The sequence below is a fragment of the Collinsella sp. TF10-11AT genome (genome assembly GCF_003437565.1).
Lineage (GTDB): Bacteria > Actinomycetota > Coriobacteriia > Coriobacteriales > Coriobacteriaceae > Collinsella.
Genome location: NZ_QSQW01000010.1, coordinates 58,881 through 74,881 on the forward strand (window position 1 = coordinate 58,881; position 16,001 = coordinate 74,881).

Sequence of the window (16,001 nt, forward strand, 5' to 3'; positions counted from 1 at the left end):
ATCTAAATCTGTAACACCAGGCCAGTAAAAATGGCTCTAGGTGTTACAGATTTAGATGAACGGTCCGGCCGTCAGCCTAATGTCTCGATTTGTAACACCAAGCGGGATATTTGGCCTCTAACTGTTACAGATCGAGATGAACGGGCGGACGTTCGCACAATATCTTGATCTGCAACAACTACGAGGCTCAACAGGGTCTGGCTGTTACAGATTGAGACAAACGTCGGAATTGGTTCGCCGGCCAAGTCCCCAACCACCACAAAGGTGCCTGTCCCCATCGTGGTGGTTTGGGCGGTCGGCATAGAAAAAGTCCCCGCCGGGCGTGTGCTCGACGGGGACTTTGCCGTTTGATGGCTAGCGCTGTGGGTGATTACTCGCCCAGCAGGCTCTTGGTGATGGAAGCAGCGGCCTTCTTGCCGGCGCCCATCGCCAGAATGACCGTAGCGGCACCGGTGACGATGTCGCCGCCAGCCCAGATGCGGGGATCGGTGGTCTGGCCGGTCTCCTCGTCGGCAACGATGTAGCCCCACTTGTTGAGCTCCATCTTGCCGCCGATCTTCTTTGCGAAGGGGTTGGCGTTGGTGCCGATGGCCGAGATCGCGACGTCGCATGGAATCTCCTCGATGGCACCCTCGATGGGCACCGGGCGACGACGGCCGGACTCGTCAGGCTCGCCGAGCTCCATCTTCTGGACCTTGACGGCGCACACGGAGCCATCCTCGCCAGCGACAAACTCGAGCGGGGAAACGAGCGGCAGAACCTCGACGCCCTCGGCCTTGGCGTGGTGCAGCTCGGCGCGACGGCAGGGCATCTCGTCCTCGGTACGACGGTAGGCGATGATGGCGTGCTCGGCGCCCAGACGCTTGGCGGTACGGACGGCGTCCATAGCCACGTTGCCGCCACCAAAGACGACGACGTTCTTGCCGTGCTTGGTGGGGGTGTCGTACTCGGGGAACTTGTTGGCCTTCATCAGGTTCACGCGGGTGAGGTACTCGTTCGCGAAGAAGACGTTGGGCAGGTTCTCGCCGGGGACGTTGAGGAACTTGGGCAGGCCAGCGCCGGTTGCCACGTAGATGGCGTCGAAGCCCTGATCGAACAGCTCCTCGGCCGTGGCCATGTTGCCCACGACGGAGTTGTACTCAAACTTGACGCCCATGTCCTCCAGGCCGTCAATCTCGCGCTTGACGACTGCCTTGGGCAGACGGAACTCGGGGATGCCGTAGACCAGCACGCCGCCGCCGGTGAAGAAGGCCTCGAAGACGGTGACGTCAAAGCCGTTGCGGGCGAGCTCGCCGGCGCAGGTGATGCCGGACGGGCCGGAGCCGACGACGGCGACCTTCTTGCCGTTCTTGGGAGCCATCTTGGGGGTGGAGGCGAGCTCGGGGCGGTCACCCAGGAAGCGCTCGAGCTGGCCGATGGCCACGGGCTCGGACTTCTTACCACGGATGCACTTGCCCTCGCACTGGTTCTCCTGCGGGCAGACGCGGCCGCAGATGGCGGGAAGCATGGAGTCCTCGCGGATGGTATCGAGAGCGCCGCCGAAGTCCTTCGCGCGGATCTGCTCGATAAAGCGGGGGATGTTGATGTTGACGGGGCAGCCCTCGACACAGAACGGCTTCTTGCAGTTGAGGCAGCGCTCAGCCTCGGCCAGCGCCATCTCCTCGGTGAAGCCCTTGTCGACGGGGCGGAAGTCGCAGGCGCGCTCGGCAGCCGGCTCCTCGTTATCGGGGGTGCGGGGCGACTTCATATCGGCAACGAAACGACCGTTAACTAGTGGCATGCGCAGCTCTTTTCCTCATAGGCCTTGAGGGACTCGCCCTCTTCGGAACGGTAAGCGGCCTGGCGGGCACGAAGGTCATCCCAGTCGACCAGGGTGGCATCGAAGTCGGGGCCGTCGACGCAAGCAAACTTGGTCACGCCGCCCACCTCGACGCGGCAGCAGCCGCACATACCGGTGCCGTCAACCATGATGGGGTTGAGCGACGCGGTGATGGGGGTGTCGTACTTCTGGGCGGTGAGGGTCGAGAACTTCATCATCGGAACGGGGCCGACGCAGAAGACCTGGCTCACGGCCTTGTCCTGCAGCAGGCGCTCCAGCGGAGCGGTGACAACGCCCTGCTCGCCGTAGGAGCCGTCGTCGGTGGTGATGTGGATGTGGCCCTCGTCGAGGAGCTCGCGGAACTGGTCCTCCATGAGCAGGAGGTCCTTGGTGCGAGCGCCCATGATGGCGTGCACCTCGTGACCGGTCTCGACCAGGTGCTTGGCGACCGGGAAGGCAATTGCCAGGCCGACGCCGCCGCCAATGACGGCGCAGGGGCCCTCGGCCATCTCGGTGGGAACGCCCAGCGGGCCCACGACGTCGCGCAGCGACTCGCCGGCCTCGTAGGTGGAAAGCATCTCGGTGGTCTTGCCGATCACCATGAAGATGAACTCGACCCAGCCCTCGTCACCGTTCCAGCCGGCCAGGGTAAACGGGACACGCTCGCCCGTCTCGTTGGCGCGAACCATGAGGAACTGTCCAGCGTGCGCATGCTTGGCGATAGCGGGCGCCTCGATGCGGAACTTGAACACCTTCTCAGAGAACTGCGTCTTCTCCAGGATCTTATACATAGAACCCCTCTCTTGTTAGGGCGGCCGAACCGTGCCTCCACGGAAATGGACGGCAGCCCGAATAAAACCGTACGCGCACAGGCGTTGTGCAGACATACGGTGCAAATTATACCCTCATGGACATGCTGTTTACGTGTGTCTTCGGCGGTTGGGAAAAGTGACCTGCCAAAAAGGGACAGGTTTATTTTGGTAGGTTTTATCAGGCAAAACGGCAAAGGGGGTCGGCCTCGCGCTTTGGTGAGGCCGACCCCCTCTGGGACATTGCATATGCATGGCGGCGCAGAGTTAATTGCGATGCGGCCGTTGCGGCGTTTCCGCACATAAAACCTGCCAAAATAAACCTGTCCCTAAATGGTAGGTTTTAGTGCTTGCCGTTGGCGGAGGCGGCGCCGTTGACGTGGTCGCGGGCATAGACCACGCCGTGCACGATCGCCAGGCCGGCGGCGTCGGCCGCGCGGGCGCAGGTGTCCTGGAAATCCTCGGCCTCGCGGGCGCGCAGCTGCTTGAGCACGTAGTCGGCGACAGCCATCTTGCCGGGAGGGTTGCCGATGCCGGTGCGGATGCGGCTAAAGTCGCGGCTGCCCATCTTGTCGATGATGGAGCGCAGGCCGTTGTGGCCAGCATGGCCACCGCCCACCTTAACACGCACGTCGCCGGCGGGAATATCGAGCTCGTCGTGGATGACGAGCAGCTCCTCGGCCTTGATCTTGTACTCGCGGCAGAGCTTGGAGATGGGGCCGCCCGAGGTGTTCATGTACGACTGCGGCTTGACCAGCACAATTTGGCGCTTGCCGCCCTCTTCCTCGGCATCGTTGATATTGATGAGCGCGACCTCGGCGCCTGCCTGGTTTTTCCAATACGTGATACCGGCCTGACGGGCCAGCTCGTCGATCGCCTTAAAGCCGGCGTTGTGGCGGGTCTCGGCATATTCCTCGCCTGGATTGCCAAGTCCGGCAACCATGCGAATCTTAAGCGGCTGTGCAGCTGCCATGTTTGTCCTCCGTTACGTAAATAGTTCAATCAACGACAAAGGCTACCACGCCCGCCGAAGGCGAGACTTCGTTTCAGCGAAATCCCACCAGACAAAAGCGTGGCCGCGGCAGAGCGAGCCGTCGGAACAGAAGAAACCCCCGCGCGACCTTTGCGAAGCAAGGGGGAGCGCGGGGGTTTCTTCTGTTCCGACGGCGATGCGCCGGGTTGCAAGGACGATGCGACTACAGCGCGAAGTCGCCGCCGACGAGCGTGGAGACGGGCTCCTCGTGGTAAACGGCGGAGATGGCCTGAGCGAACTCCTCGGCGACCGAGATAGTCTTGATCTTGCCGCCGACCTCGACGGGGATGGCGTCGGTGACGACGCACTCGACGATGGGGGCATCGTTCAGGCGCTCGATGGCCGGACCGGAGAAGATGCCGTGGGTGGCGCAGACGTAGATGTCACCGGCGCCCATAGCCTTGAGCTCCTTGACGTTGGCGCACAGGGTGCCAGCGGTGTCGATCATGTCGTCGTTGATGATGCAGGTCTTGCCCTTGATGTCACCGATGATGCCCATGACCTCGGCGGCGTTGTGGCGCGGACGGCCCTTGTGGGCGATGGCCAGGTCGCAGCCGAGCATGTCGGACAGCTTCTTGGCGGCCTTGGCGCGACCCACGTCGGGGGAGACGACAACCAGGTTGTCGGTGTCGAAGTGCATGTCGTTGTAGTACTGGCCAAACAGCGGCAGTGCGGACAGGTGGTTAACCGGGATATCGAAGAAGCCCTGGATCTGGCCCTGGTGCAGGTCGAGGGTGATAATGCGGTTGACGCCGGCGCGCTCGAGCAGGTTGGCGACGAGGCGGGCGGTGATGGGCTCGCGCGGGCCGGCCTTGCGGTCCTGGCGGGCATAGCCGTAGTGGGTGATGACGGCGGTGATGGAGCGGGCGGATGCGCGCTTGGCAGCGTCGGTGGCGATGAGCAGCTCCATGAGCATGTCGTTGACGTTGCCGCCGGCCACGGACTGAATCAGGAAGACGTCGGCGCCGCGGACGGTCTCGTCGTAGCGGGCGTAAATCTCACCATTGGCGAACTGCTTTAGCGTAAGGCCCGAAAGCTCGACCCCAAGGTACTCAGCAATCTTCTGAGCGAGGGGACGGTTGGAGGAACCGGAATACACGCGGATGGACTTGCGCATATTCTCCGACTTCTCGGGATCATTAATCGGCATTACCCTTCTCCTTTATACATCGAATGCCATATAGATGCCTTGTTGCATTGTAACCGCGCGGCGGGGTTTATCGGGTCCTGATAACGTCTTTACCGCCAACGGACACGAACCGACCACTCATCCGGTTGCGCAGGTCACGATAGAAAAAGGAGCCGCCCCCATGGAGCAGCTCCTTTTGTGCTTGGTAAAACGTTATACCTCGTCGTCCTCGTGCAGGCGGCGGCGGTAATCGGCGGCCCAGCCCTCAATATTTACCTGACGGGCGCGGCCCAGACCGAGCGCGTCTGCCGGGACCGGCTCGGTGATGACGGAGCCAGCGGCCACGAGCGCGCCGTCGCCGATCTGGGCGGGCGCGACCATCATGGTGTCGGAGCCAATGAAGGCGTCCTTGCCGATGACGGTCTTGTGCTTGTGCACGCCATCGTAGTTGCAGGTGATGGAGCCCGCGCCCACGTTGACGCCGGAGCCCATGGTGGTGTCGCCGATGTAGGACAGGTGCGGCACCTTTGAGCCCTCGCCGATCGTGGACTTCTTGATCTCCACGTGCGTGCCGGCCTTGGATCCGTCGAGCATGTGGGTGCCCGGGCGCAGGTAGGCGCGCGGGCCGCAGTCGACGCCGTTCTCGATGACGGCCTCGATGGCGATGGTCTCGTCGATGACGCAGCCGCTGCCGACGGTGGTGTCGGTGAGGCGGCTGTTGGGGCCGAGCTGGCACTCCTCGCCCACGGTGACGTGGCCGATCAGGTGCGTCTGCGGCCACACGACGGTATCGCGGCCGATAACGGCATCGGGGCCGATCCAAGCCTGCGTGGGGTCGATGAAGGTAACGCCCTCGGCCATCCAGTGCTCGTTGATGCGGTCGCGCGCGATGGCGGTGAGCTGTGCGAGCTGGATGCGGCTGTTGACGCCCAGGCCGTCGCGGTAGTCGTCGCAGTGGAAGATGGAGGCTGCCTGGCCGTGACCCTTGAGGATTTCGAGCATGTCGGGCAGATAGTACTCGGACTGCGCGTTGTCGTTGCCGATCTCGTTGATGTGGGCGGCGAGCTGCGCGCCGTCGAAGGCGTAGCAGCCGGCGTTGCACTCCAGCAGCGTGGCGGCCTGCTCGGGCGTGCAGTCCTTCTGCTCGATGATGCGCTCGATCTGACCATCGGCACCCAGCTTGATGCGGCCGTAGCCAAAAGGATCGGGCGGGGTCATGGTCATGACGGTGCAGGCGAGCTCGCCGGTGGCGACGGTCTGTGCGAACTTGGCGACGGTGTCGGCGGTGATGAGCGGCAGGTCGCCGTTGAGCACGACGACGGGGCCTTGCGTGATGCCGCAGGCCTCGAGCGCGACCTTGACGGCATGGCCGGTGCCCAGGCGCTCGGTCTGCTCGACGCACTCGACCTTGGTGGCGCTGTTGGCGTAGGCGCCATCGATGAGGGCGCGCATCTCGTCGGCGTGGCTGCCGATGACGACCACGACGCGGCTGCAGCCGGCCTTGATGGTGGCGTCGACGATCCACTGAACCATGGGCTTGCCCAGGATCTTGTGCGAAACCTTGCAGTGGTTCGACTTCATGCGGGTGCCCTCGCCGGCGGCGAGGATAATTGCGGTTGCGTCCATGTGATCTCCTGTTACGTTATTAGAGACGTGTGTTTGGAAACGATACACGGCGCAATATGATACCGCAGGCATATGATGAGCGCGTAACGATTGGTTTGCGGCAGCTGATGCTTGGGCCGGCGGTGCGGCGTTTGCGCTGGTTGTGTATGGCGGAGGCGCTGCGGCGTTGTCGTTTGAGCGAGGGGACGGGGGTGCCCGTGGATATCATGCGAGAGGAATCGGGCAACGAGCCCGTCGCGGCATTCTCGATGTCGCATCCGGCGGTGCCGGCACTCTACATGGTGCTGACGTTGGGGCTCACCATGTTCTCGATGCAACCGGTGCTGATCGCGCTGTCGCTCGCGGGCGGGTTGGCGTATGGATTTGCGACGCGCGGGGCTGCCCGCACGTTGGGCGCGCTTCGCTGGCAGCTGCCGGTGATTTTGATCATTGCACTGGTCAACCCGCTGTTTAGCGCATCGGGCTCGACCGAGCTTTTCCATATTGGCATGCGCGCGGTGTATCTGGAGAGCATGATGTACGGCCTGTGCGTGGGTGGGCTGTTTGTGGCGAGCGTGCTGTGGTTTGAGGCCGCGGCGTCGATGCTTGGCTACGACAAGGTGCTTGCGCTTTTGGGCAACGCCGCGCCGGTGATCGCGCTCATGATCTCGATGTGCATGCGGCTTATCCCACAGTTTTTGCGCCGCGGCCGCACGGTGCTGGCGGTGCAGGACGCGATTGATGTACCGGGACGCGCGCCGGCTGACCCCGTGCGCTCGTGCCTGCGGGCATCGAGCGTGCTGATGGGCTGGGGCATGGAAGATTCGCTTGAGCGCGCGGACGCGATGCGCTCTCGCGGGTGGGGTGCTGCGTCGCGCCGTACGACGTATGCGCGGTATCGGCTGAGGCGCGGCGATGTTGCCGCGCTGGTTGGACTTGCAGTGTTTGGTGCCGCCGCGGTGGCGGTGGCATGGACCGCGACGACGCAGTATTCGTTTTACCCGCAGCTTTCGGTGCCCGCGCCGTGGCTGGGCTATGTCGTGTACGCTGCCTGGATGGTGCTGCCCTGCGTGCTGCATGCGATCGATGAGAAGAGGTTTGGCTGATGGCTCGGTTGGATAGGGGCCCGGTGTCGGGCGCGGCGTGCGGCCCGGATATTCCGGCGATTGAGGTGCAGGGCCTTAGTTTTGCCTATCCCGGGGCCGAGGCACCGGTGCTCGAGGGGCTTGATTGGCGTGTTCCCCAAGGTGCATTTGCGCTGCTTGTTGGCGGTACCGGATCGGGTAAGTCGACGCTGCTGTCGCTGCTCAAGCCCGAGATCGCTCCGGCGGGCGAGCGCACTGGCGAACTGAGCGTGCTGGGCGAGAACGTTGCCGACATGGACGTGCAGGCATCGGCGGAGCGCGTGGGCTACGTGTTTCAGGATCCCGAGAACCAGATCGTGTGCGAAACCGTGTGGCACGAGATGGCGTTTGGCCTGGAAAACTTGGGGCTAGCACGTGATGAGATGCGCCGTCGCGTAGCTGAGACCAGCTATTTCTTTGGGCTGGAAGATTGGCTTCACCGCGATACTGACACGCTTTCGGGTGGTCGCAAACAGTTGCTGTCGTTGGCGGCCGTTCTGGCGCTGCGCCCGCGCGTGCTGCTGCTCGACGAGCCCACGTCTCAGCTCGATTCCGTTGCCGAGAAGAATTTCCTGCACGCGCTGTTTCGCGTGAATCGCGAGCTGGGCTGCACGGTTGTTGTGGCGACGCATCAGCCGCGCCCAATGCTCGAATACGCGACGTGTGCGTACCGGATTGAGGACGGTCGCGTGCGCGAGGTGGCAGATATGGCTTCTTTGGGACGCCGAGAATCGCTGTTTTCCGATGACATGTTGGGGTGGGGTGCCGTCCGATGTGCAAAAAACGGAGTATTCAGCAGGCGTGAGGACAATTTGGGCTCTCTGGAGCCGCCCGGGGACGTATCGAGCGCGAAAAAAAGTTCGGAATTGGACAAATCGTCCGAATTTGTGGCGCAAACGTCGCTCGAGAACGGCTCGGAAGCCTTCCCGCGCACGGATGGGAGCAGAATACTCCAAAAAATGCACGGCGGGTCGGCTACCACCCTGGCAGGGAGCTGGTTTCGCTACGATCGCGCGGGCGGTTGGGTGCTGCGCGGGCTCGACGTGGCGTTTTCGGCCGGTGCGGTGCATGCGATCGTGGGCGGCAACGGATGCGGTAAGTCGACGATGCTCTCGGTGCTGGCGAAGACCGCCAAGCTGCAGCGCGGCCGCATGGTGCGCGGAGCGGCCTCGGCGGCGCTGCTGCCTCAGAACCCCAAAGCATTGCTGGTTGCCGAGACGGTTCACGATGAGCTGATGGAATGGGCCTTGACCTGCGGATATGACGAGAACTTGGCGCGGGAGCGTGCGGCGCAACTGGGATTGGACGGCCTGGAGACGCGTCACCCCTACGACCTCTCGGGCGGACAGCGCCAGCTGCTCGCGCTGGCAAAGCTGCTGCTGATTGGCCCCGAGCTGCTGCTGCTTGACGAGCCCACGAAGGGCTTGGACCTGGAGAGCCGCCGCATCATCGCCCGCGCCCTGCGTGACCATGCGAAGGCTGGCGGCACCGTCATCATGGCTACGCACGATTTGGACTTTGCCGAGCAGGTCGCCGACGACGTCGCCATGATGTTTGACGGCGAGATTGCCTGCGTGGAGCCCCCGGCCGACTTCTTTGCCGACAACGTGTTTTATAGGGCGTGATGGGATGGCGGATTATCGCATCGTGCGCCTACTCGCAAAACAGGAGATACCGCTGCTGCTGGCGGTGCCAGCCGTGATGGCTGCGGCGTTGCTGGCGGGCGTCGAGCAGGCGGCGCTCGCCATGCTTGTCGTGGTGGCGCTGGTGCTTGCGCTGTTCTTTGCAGGCTACGAGGCGTCGCGACCGGGCCTGCGCCAGATTATGCCAACGCTGGTTCTGGCGGCGTTGGCCGCGGCGGGGCGCATCTTGTTTGGCCCCATTCCCGACTTTAAACCCGTGAGTGCCATCGCCATTATCGCGGGGGCGACGCTTGGCCGCCGCAATGGTTTTATGGTTGGCGCGCTGGCGGCGCTGACCAGCAATTTCTCTTTTGGACAGGGCATGTGGACGCCGTGGCAGATGTATGCTTGGGGGCTCGTGGGATACGTTGGCGGTGCGCTGGCGCATGCCGGCGCTTTTGATCGCGCCGATGGCACCGTGCGTATGCCGGCGCTGCTGACCTACGGCTTTGCTTCGGGTTTGCTGTACGGCGTTGTGATCAACGCCTACGACATTATCGGTTTTGTTCAACCGCTCACGTGGGCGGGTGCCATGGCGCGTCTTGCCACCGCCGTACCGTTCGATATCACGCACGGCCTTGCGACCTGCGTGTTTTTGGTCGCCCTGTACAAGCCTTGGTGTCGCCGCATCAACCGAGTCGTCGTGAAGTACGGACTGTAGGGCTGGTTGCGCCGGGGCGGGAATCAATACTGCCGAAGTGCCATTTTAAAACTATGCCGGTTTACGGGGCCAGATTGGCACAAGCAGACCATGCCGGCTATTTTTGAAATAGAGCAAGCCGTTTACCTGCGGTTTTATTATTTCGGAATTGCGTATGGTTGGGGGTTCGCGATTTAGCCCCGTAAACTGGCATAGTTTTGGAATGGCCGGCTGATATGACGGGCGTCGTGACCCTCAAGAGCCAAATTGATCCGTTTTCTTCCGTCTCCAGACGTCCCCGGGGAATCAGCTGAACTCGCCCGCCACGAAATCAGCCTATCTACTACGTTTGACCCGACACCCCCAAACACAACCGCGTTTTATGAAAAACCGCAGGCTTTCTACCTGCGGTTTTCTTTTTGCGTTGTTCGCTGTGGTTGAGGGTGGTGGCTTAAACGTAGCAGATGGGCGTGTTTCGTGGCGGATGGGTCACGTGGATACCACCACGAGGCCCAAAATGATTCGTTTTCCTCCGTCCCCAGGGGATCAGCTGGGGCTAGAGCTCTAGCGTGAGGGTGACGGGGCAGTGGTCGCTGCCGAAGATGTCGCCGCGGATGCCGGTGTCGCGTACGTTGTCGGCGATTGCGTCGCTTACCAGGAAGTAGTCGATGCGCCAGCCGGCGTTGTTCTTGCGGGCATTAAAGCGATAGCTCCACCAGCTGTAGACGCCCTCGACGTCGGGGTTTGCCGCGCGCCAGGTATCGGTAAAGCCGGCGTTGAGCAGCTCGGTAAACTTGCCGCGCTCCTCGTCCGAAAAGCCGGCGTTGCCGCGGTTGGACTTGGGGTTCTTAAGGTCGATCTCCTCGTGCGCCACGTTAAAGTCGCCGCAGGTCACGACGGGTTTGCCGGTCTCGCGCTCGAGCGCGTTCAAAAAGCCGCGGTAAGCATCGTCCCAGGCCATGCGCACGTCGATGCGGGCGAGTTCGTTTTGCGCGTTGGGAGTGTAGACATCCACAAACCAGAACTTGTCGAACTCCAGCGCGCAGACGCGGCCCTCGGTTGCGGCTTGGGCGACGAGTACGGCCGCCTCGTTCTCGCCGGCGTAGGGTAGCAGTGCGTCGGCGTGCAGCACGCGCAGCGGTTCCTGGCGGCTAAAGACCGCAGTGCCCGAATAGCCTTTACGCTCGGCGTAGCTCCAGGTTTGGTGATAGCCGGGCAGGTCAATATCGACCTGGCCTTCTTGCAACTTGGTCTCTTGCAGCGCCAGGATATCGACGTCGAGTTCTTGCGCGATCTGGATAAAGCTCGGGTCCTTTTTGAGCACGGCGCGCAGGCCGTTGACGTTCCACGAGGCGAAAGTGTAAGTCTGAGGCATGGTGTCCTTTCGACGGGGTTGGCAGGCTTAAGATTAGCGCAACAGGGGCGGGGTGGGCTCCGCGCATGCTGACTTAAAGGTCGCATGCTGGGACATCGCCCGACGCCGCCCGATCAACAAGGACGGAGGGCTCATATGACGCAGGCAATATCGGACCCCAGGCAGGCGTCCGCCGCGCTGGCGGATCTGTTTGACACCCACAAGCGCGTGGTCTTCTTTGGCGGCGCTGGTGTTTCCACGGCAAGTGGCATCCCCGATTTCCGCAGCGTGGACGGCCTGTATCACCAGCAGTTTGCCTACCCGCCCGAGACTATGCTCTCGCATAGCTTTTATGAGACACATCCGGCCGAGTTCTTCGACTTTTACCGCACCAAGATGATCGCGCTTAACGCTAAGCCCAACCGCTGTCACACCAAGCTGGCCGAGCTGGAGCGCGCCGGCAAGCTTGATGCCGTGGTGACGCAAAACATCGACGGCTTGCATCAGATGGCGGGCTCGCAGCGCGTGTTCGAGCTGCACGGATCGGTCCATCGCAACATTTGCCAGTCGTGCGGCGCGGTCTATAGCGCCGAGTGGATTTGCTCGCGCGAGCAAGAGGACGCCGCGGGCGTGCCCGTGTGCCCCGCGTGCGGTGGTCGCATCAAGCCCGATGTGGTGCTTTCTTGCGACATCGCGGCCGCGTTTGCGTTCTAGCCCGTGTGCGCGGATACAATAGAAAGACTGAGTGCAAAGCGACCCCGCCGCCAGCTCCCCAAGCTCGGCGGCGTGGGCATTTTAGGAGGATGTTCATGGCGAACGACAGCAAGACATGGCGGTGCGGAAAGTATGAGCTCAGCTTTGACCGTCCGCGCATCATGGGCGTCCTCAACGTGACGCCCGATTCGTTTAGCGATGGCGGGGAGCACTTCGACCCGGATGCCGCCATCGAGTACGGCCTGGCGATGCTCGACGCCGGCGCCGACATCATCGACGTAGGCGGCGAGTCCACGCGCCCCGGCTTTACCCCGGTTAATCCCGACGAGGAGGCTCGCCGCGTGCTGCCCGTGGTGCGCGCGCTGGCCAAAGAGGGCGCCATCGTCTCGATCGACACGCGCCACGTGGCGGTTGCCAAGGCGGCCGTGCGCTGCGGCGCCTCGATCGTCAACGACGTGACCGGCTTCACCGATCTCAAGATGGTCGAGTTTGTTAAGACGAGCACCTGCGGCGTCATCGTGATGCATGCCGGCGAGGTCGCCGCGCCCACCCGCACGCACGCAACGGTGCAGCTCGATACCTCGGCAGCGGCGTTTGTTGCCGAGAAGGCGCGCGAGGCGGCTGCCGAGGCCGCGCGTGAGGCCGAGAAGCCGGCTCGCCGCCGTCGCGGCAAGTTGCTGGGCGAGCCTAAGCCGGAGGCCAAGCTTCCGGGCGGCGTGGTGCAGCCCTCGTTGCCGTTTGGCGAACCGGAGGCCACGTCCGAGCCTTCAAGCGAGCAGGAGACGCCGGCCGCCGAGCAGGCTGCTGCCGCCGAGACCGTCGCGCCCGCGCCCGAGGCCACGCCCGCAGCCACCGAGGCCGCATCGGAGTCCAATGACCGCCTGGCCGCCATGATGCGCCGCAGCGCCCGCCGCGAGGAAGCCTACGTGCCCACCTCGCAGCTCCGCCGCTTCACCCTGCCCGATTCGGCGCCCATCATGCGCCGCGTCATGGGCTTTCTGTCTGACCAAGCCCGCACGCTCATCCATGCCGGCGTGTCGCGCGACCGCATCTGCATCGATCCTGGCCCGGGCTTTGGTAAGTCGGCTAACGAGGACATCGTCATCCAGCGCGAGACTGCCAAGATGGCGTCACTGGGCTATCCGCTCATGTGCGCCGTGTCGCGCAAGCGCTTTGTGGGCGCCGTCTCGGGCGTGACCGAGGCCGCCGAGCGCGATGCCGCTACGTTTGGCGTGTGCCTGGGCGCCATCCAGGCCGGTGCCAACATCGTGCGCGTGCACGACGCCGCGGGTTTTGCGCAGTTCTTGAACGGCTACTGGGCGGTTGCCAAGCCGCAGCCGCGCCGCGCGTTTGTGGCCGTGGGATCCAACTTGGGACATCGTTGCGACAACATCCGCGCCGCGCGCGACATGATCGCCGAGATTCCACTTACCTGCGTGTCCAACTCCTCCAAGATCTACGAGAGCGAGCCGGCCTACGAGACGCGCCAGGACGCGTTTGCCAACGCCGTCATCGAGATCAAGACCGAGTTGGCGCCGCTGGTGCTGCTCGACGAGCTCATGAAGATCGAGGCCGAGCTGGGCCGCGACCGTTCTAAGAAGGCCAAGGTCAACGGCCCGCGCACCATCGACTTGGACCTGCTGTGGATGGACGGCGAGACCCACGGCGGCAAAAAGCTGCGCCTGCCGCATCCGCTGATCGGCGAGCGTGACTTTGTGCTGGTGCCGCTCGAGGATCTGATGCACGACCCGGCGCGGTTCTTCCGCTACAACGGCGTCGAGGTCAAGGAGCCCGAGGATCGCGTGGGCCATATCGTGGGCGAATTGGGGCGTATGTAGATGATCGAGATGAATGCTGTTGCCGCTGGCACCGAGCTCGACGCGGCGCGCGACGCGGGCCGCGAGGGTGCGTCCGCGGGCCGGTGCGCGTGGAGCGCGGGCGATGCATCGCTGACGTTTTCGCTGGTCGTGCGCCCCGATGTGAACATGCACGCCTTCCACGGTCTGCCGTTTGTGGCCGCAATGGGCATGATGGACGCGCTCGCGGGCACGGCCGCAACGCCGGGCCTGGGGCTTGCCGGCAAGGTGGGCATCCAGTGGCCGAGTGGCATCGTGTGCGGCGCGCCTGCGTTTGAGACGTCGCTCGCGCGCGTCGCCGTCAACGGCGGTGCCGGTGCCGCGGGCATGTTTGCCGCGGTGACGGTTGATATTGAGCGTGCGGCGCTGGGTGAGCTTGGCGTGGATATGGCAGATGAGGCGCTGATCGAGGCATTGGCCGCCGCTGTGCTGACCCGCGTGGACGCTTGGGCGGTTGTTGCCAACACGCCGCAGGGCGCCGCCGGCCCGCTGGCCCCGGTGCTGGGCGAGTACTTCGACATGGTGCCGCTGCTGGGTCGCCAGGTTGCGGCGGTGTCGCCCAACGGCTTGCCGCTTGCGGTCGGCGTGTTTGCGGGCCTGGACATCTGGGGCCGCGCGACCATCAAGACCGACGCCGGCGAGCAGGAGTTTCCGCCCGAGGCCGTACGAATTCGCGGGCTGTAACGAGAGGCGCCAGCGCTCAAAGATAACGATGACAACAAGACCCTCCTCGGCCTGTGCCGGGGAGGGTTTCGCCTATCTGGGGAATGGGTTGCCAGCGCCCTATTCCTCAAAACTGAAAAATTTTCGGTTTTGAGGAATAGGACCAAAGCAGATTGTTATTTGGCAAGGTATATTCGATGTAAGCGCTATTCCTCAAAACTGAAAATTTTTCGATTTTGAGGAATAGCAAACATCGGGTGTAGGGAGGATGCCAATGAAGCTCATCAATAGGACGTCGTATATGGATACGCTGACGAGTCTTATCGGTGTGCCCGACATCAAGGTCATCACGGGCATCCGGCGCAGCGGAAAATCCAAGCTGCTCGAGTCCCTCCGCGATTACGTGGAGACCAACCTGCCTGATTCAAATGTCATTCATATCAACTACAACCTCGATGAGTTCGAGGACCTGCTCGAATATCACGCTTTGCTTGCTTATGTAAAAGAGCGTCGGGTGTCCGGCACGCAAAACTTTCTGCTTATCGATGAGGTTCAGATGTGTAGCGGCTTTGAGCGCGCAATCAACAGCCTTCACGCATCCGAGCGGTATGACATCTTTATTACGGGGTCAAATGCATTTTTGTTATCGAGCGACCTATCGACGCTCTTTACGGGGCGCACGTTCGAAATCGAGGTGTTCCCGTTCTCGTTTGAGGAGTATCGCTCTTACGACGGTAAGGGCGAGGTCGACCATGATTTTGATGAATACGCACATGCCGGCGGCATGTCCGGTTCGTATCCTTACCGAACGCAGGAGCAACGCTATCAATATCTCTCCAACGTTTTTAAAACGTTGATCGTGAGGGATATCGTGCAGCGGCATAACGTCAGAAACGAATCGGCGCTGCTGCGTATTGCTGACTACATGATGGACAACGTCTCCAACATTACGTCGGCTCGCAATATAACGGATAGCCTGAATGCAGATGGGCTAAAGATCACGAACAAGACGGTGGGCACATATATGGGGTATCTGTGCGACGCATTTGCCTTCTATAAGGTTCGACGGTATGACATTCGCGGCAAGAAATACCTCAAGAGCGGCGAGAAGTACTATCTGGCGGACCATGCGTTTAAATATGCGCTGCTTGGTACGCGCGATATGGATTGGGGACGCGTATACGAGAACATGGTGGCAATCGAGCTGCTGCGGCGCGGATACGAAGTGTACGTCGGCGTGCTTTATAAAAAGGAAATTGACTTTGTAGCTATCAGGCGAAGCGAGAAGCTCTATATCCAGGTGAGCGATGACATTAGCTCGGACAAGACGTTTGAGCGGGAAATCTCGCCGCTCTTGAGCATTGCCGACGCGTATCCCAAGATGATTCTCGCCCGCACGCATCACGAGACTACGGATCGCGATGGGGTGCAGATAGTGGACCTGGCGAGGTGGCTTTGCGGCGAGGCGTAGCAGAAAGCCCTATTCCTCAAAACTGAAAATTTTCGATTTTGAGGAATAGGGCTGCCGCGTTGCCTGGTCCGCTGCTCGCGCTTGTGTCGCGCTCGGCTAAGG

13 protein-coding genes are annotated in these 16,001 nt (G+C 62.4%); 7 read left to right on the forward strand and 6 right to left on the reverse strand.

The annotated features are described in order from the left end of the window. Positions 1-370 precede the first annotated feature (370 nt). The 5 genes from gltA to glmU form a co-directional block, all read right to left on the reverse strand. Positions 371-1,780: an NADPH-dependent glutamate synthase gene (gene gltA / locus DXC99_RS07695; RefSeq protein WP_117583700.1), complete on the reverse strand. Its 1,410-nt coding sequence runs from the start codon at positions 1,778-1,780 to the stop codon at positions 371-373. Then, positions 1,771-2,610, reverse strand: a complete 840-nt coding sequence (locus DXC99_RS07700; protein ID WP_117629804.1) for a sulfide/dihydroorotate dehydrogenase-like FAD/NAD-binding protein — start codon at positions 2,608-2,610, stop codon at positions 1,771-1,773. Before DXC99_RS07700 ends, gltA begins: the two co-directional genes overlap by 10 nt. 361 nt (positions 2,611-2,971) lie before the next feature. Further along, positions 2,972-3,601: an aminoacyl-tRNA hydrolase gene (pth, locus tag DXC99_RS07705; RefSeq protein ID WP_199408893.1), complete on the reverse strand. Its 630-nt coding sequence runs from the start codon at positions 3,599-3,601 to the stop codon at positions 2,972-2,974. Between the two features lie 223 nt (positions 3,602-3,824). Then, complete coding sequence (locus tag DXC99_RS07710) at positions 3,825-4,811, reverse strand: ribose-phosphate pyrophosphokinase (RefSeq protein WP_089573682.1); 987 nt, start codon at positions 4,809-4,811, stop codon at positions 3,825-3,827. Between the two features lie 192 nt (positions 4,812-5,003). Next, positions 5,004-6,416: a bifunctional UDP-N-acetylglucosamine diphosphorylase/glucosamine-1-phosphate N-acetyltransferase GlmU gene (gene glmU / locus DXC99_RS07715; protein ID WP_117583699.1), complete on the reverse strand. Its 1,413-nt coding sequence runs from the start codon at positions 6,414-6,416 to the stop codon at positions 5,004-5,006. A gap of 206 nt (positions 6,417-6,622) precedes the next feature. On the opposite strand from glmU, the gene DXC99_RS07720 reads away from it, so the two are divergent. Genes DXC99_RS07720 through DXC99_RS07730 form a run of 3 tightly spaced genes read left to right on the forward strand, consistent with a single transcriptional unit; the run spans position 6,623 to position 9,862 of the window. Further along, on the forward strand, positions 6,623-7,501 hold the full coding sequence (locus tag DXC99_RS07720) for an energy-coupling factor transporter transmembrane component T (protein WP_117629815.1): 879 nt from the start codon (positions 6,623-6,625) through the stop codon (positions 7,499-7,501). Continuing rightward, positions 7,501-9,144: an ABC transporter ATP-binding protein gene (locus DXC99_RS07725; protein WP_117583698.1), complete on the forward strand. Its 1,644-nt coding sequence runs from the start codon at positions 7,501-7,503 to the stop codon at positions 9,142-9,144. The genes DXC99_RS07720 and DXC99_RS07725 overlap by 1 nt, the downstream gene beginning before the upstream one ends. A gap of 4 nt (positions 9,145-9,148) precedes the next feature. After that, positions 9,149-9,862: a DUF6580 family putative transport protein gene (locus tag DXC99_RS07730; protein ID WP_117583697.1), complete on the forward strand. Its 714-nt coding sequence runs from the start codon at positions 9,149-9,151 to the stop codon at positions 9,860-9,862. 535 nt (positions 9,863-10,397) lie between these two features. On the opposite strand, the gene DXC99_RS07735 is transcribed toward DXC99_RS07730, so the two are convergent. Beyond that, positions 10,398-11,216 carry an exodeoxyribonuclease III gene (locus tag DXC99_RS07735; protein ID WP_117629805.1) on the reverse strand — a complete coding sequence of 273 codons (819 nt, stop codon included), beginning with the start codon at positions 11,214-11,216 and terminating at the stop codon, positions 10,398-10,400. A gap of 135 nt (positions 11,217-11,351) precedes the next feature. On the opposite strand from DXC99_RS07735, the gene DXC99_RS07740 reads away from it, so the two are divergent. The 4 genes from DXC99_RS07740 to DXC99_RS07755 all read left to right on the forward strand — a co-directional run bounded on the left by DXC99_RS07740 (position 11,352) and on the right by DXC99_RS07755 (position 15,899). Next, positions 11,352-11,909 carry a Sir2 family NAD-dependent protein deacetylase gene (locus DXC99_RS07740; RefSeq protein WP_233505697.1) on the forward strand — a complete coding sequence of 186 codons (558 nt, stop codon included), beginning with the start codon at positions 11,352-11,354 and terminating at the stop codon, positions 11,907-11,909. A gap of 95 nt (positions 11,910-12,004) precedes the next feature. Continuing rightward, positions 12,005-13,747: a 2-amino-4-hydroxy-6-hydroxymethyldihydropteridine diphosphokinase gene (gene folK / locus DXC99_RS07745; protein WP_117629806.1), complete on the forward strand. Its 1,743-nt coding sequence runs from the start codon at positions 12,005-12,007 to the stop codon at positions 13,745-13,747. After that, positions 13,748-14,449 carry a hypothetical protein gene (locus tag DXC99_RS07750; protein ID WP_117583694.1) on the forward strand — a complete coding sequence of 234 codons (702 nt, stop codon included), beginning with the start codon at positions 13,748-13,750 and terminating at the stop codon, positions 14,447-14,449. It abuts the gene before it with no gap. A 253-nt stretch (positions 14,450-14,702) separates the two neighbouring features. Next, positions 14,703-15,899, forward strand: coding sequence for an ATP-binding protein (locus DXC99_RS07755; protein WP_117583693.1), 1,197 nt, complete (start codon positions 14,703-14,705; stop codon positions 15,897-15,899). Positions 15,900-16,001: the final 102 nt, after the last annotated feature.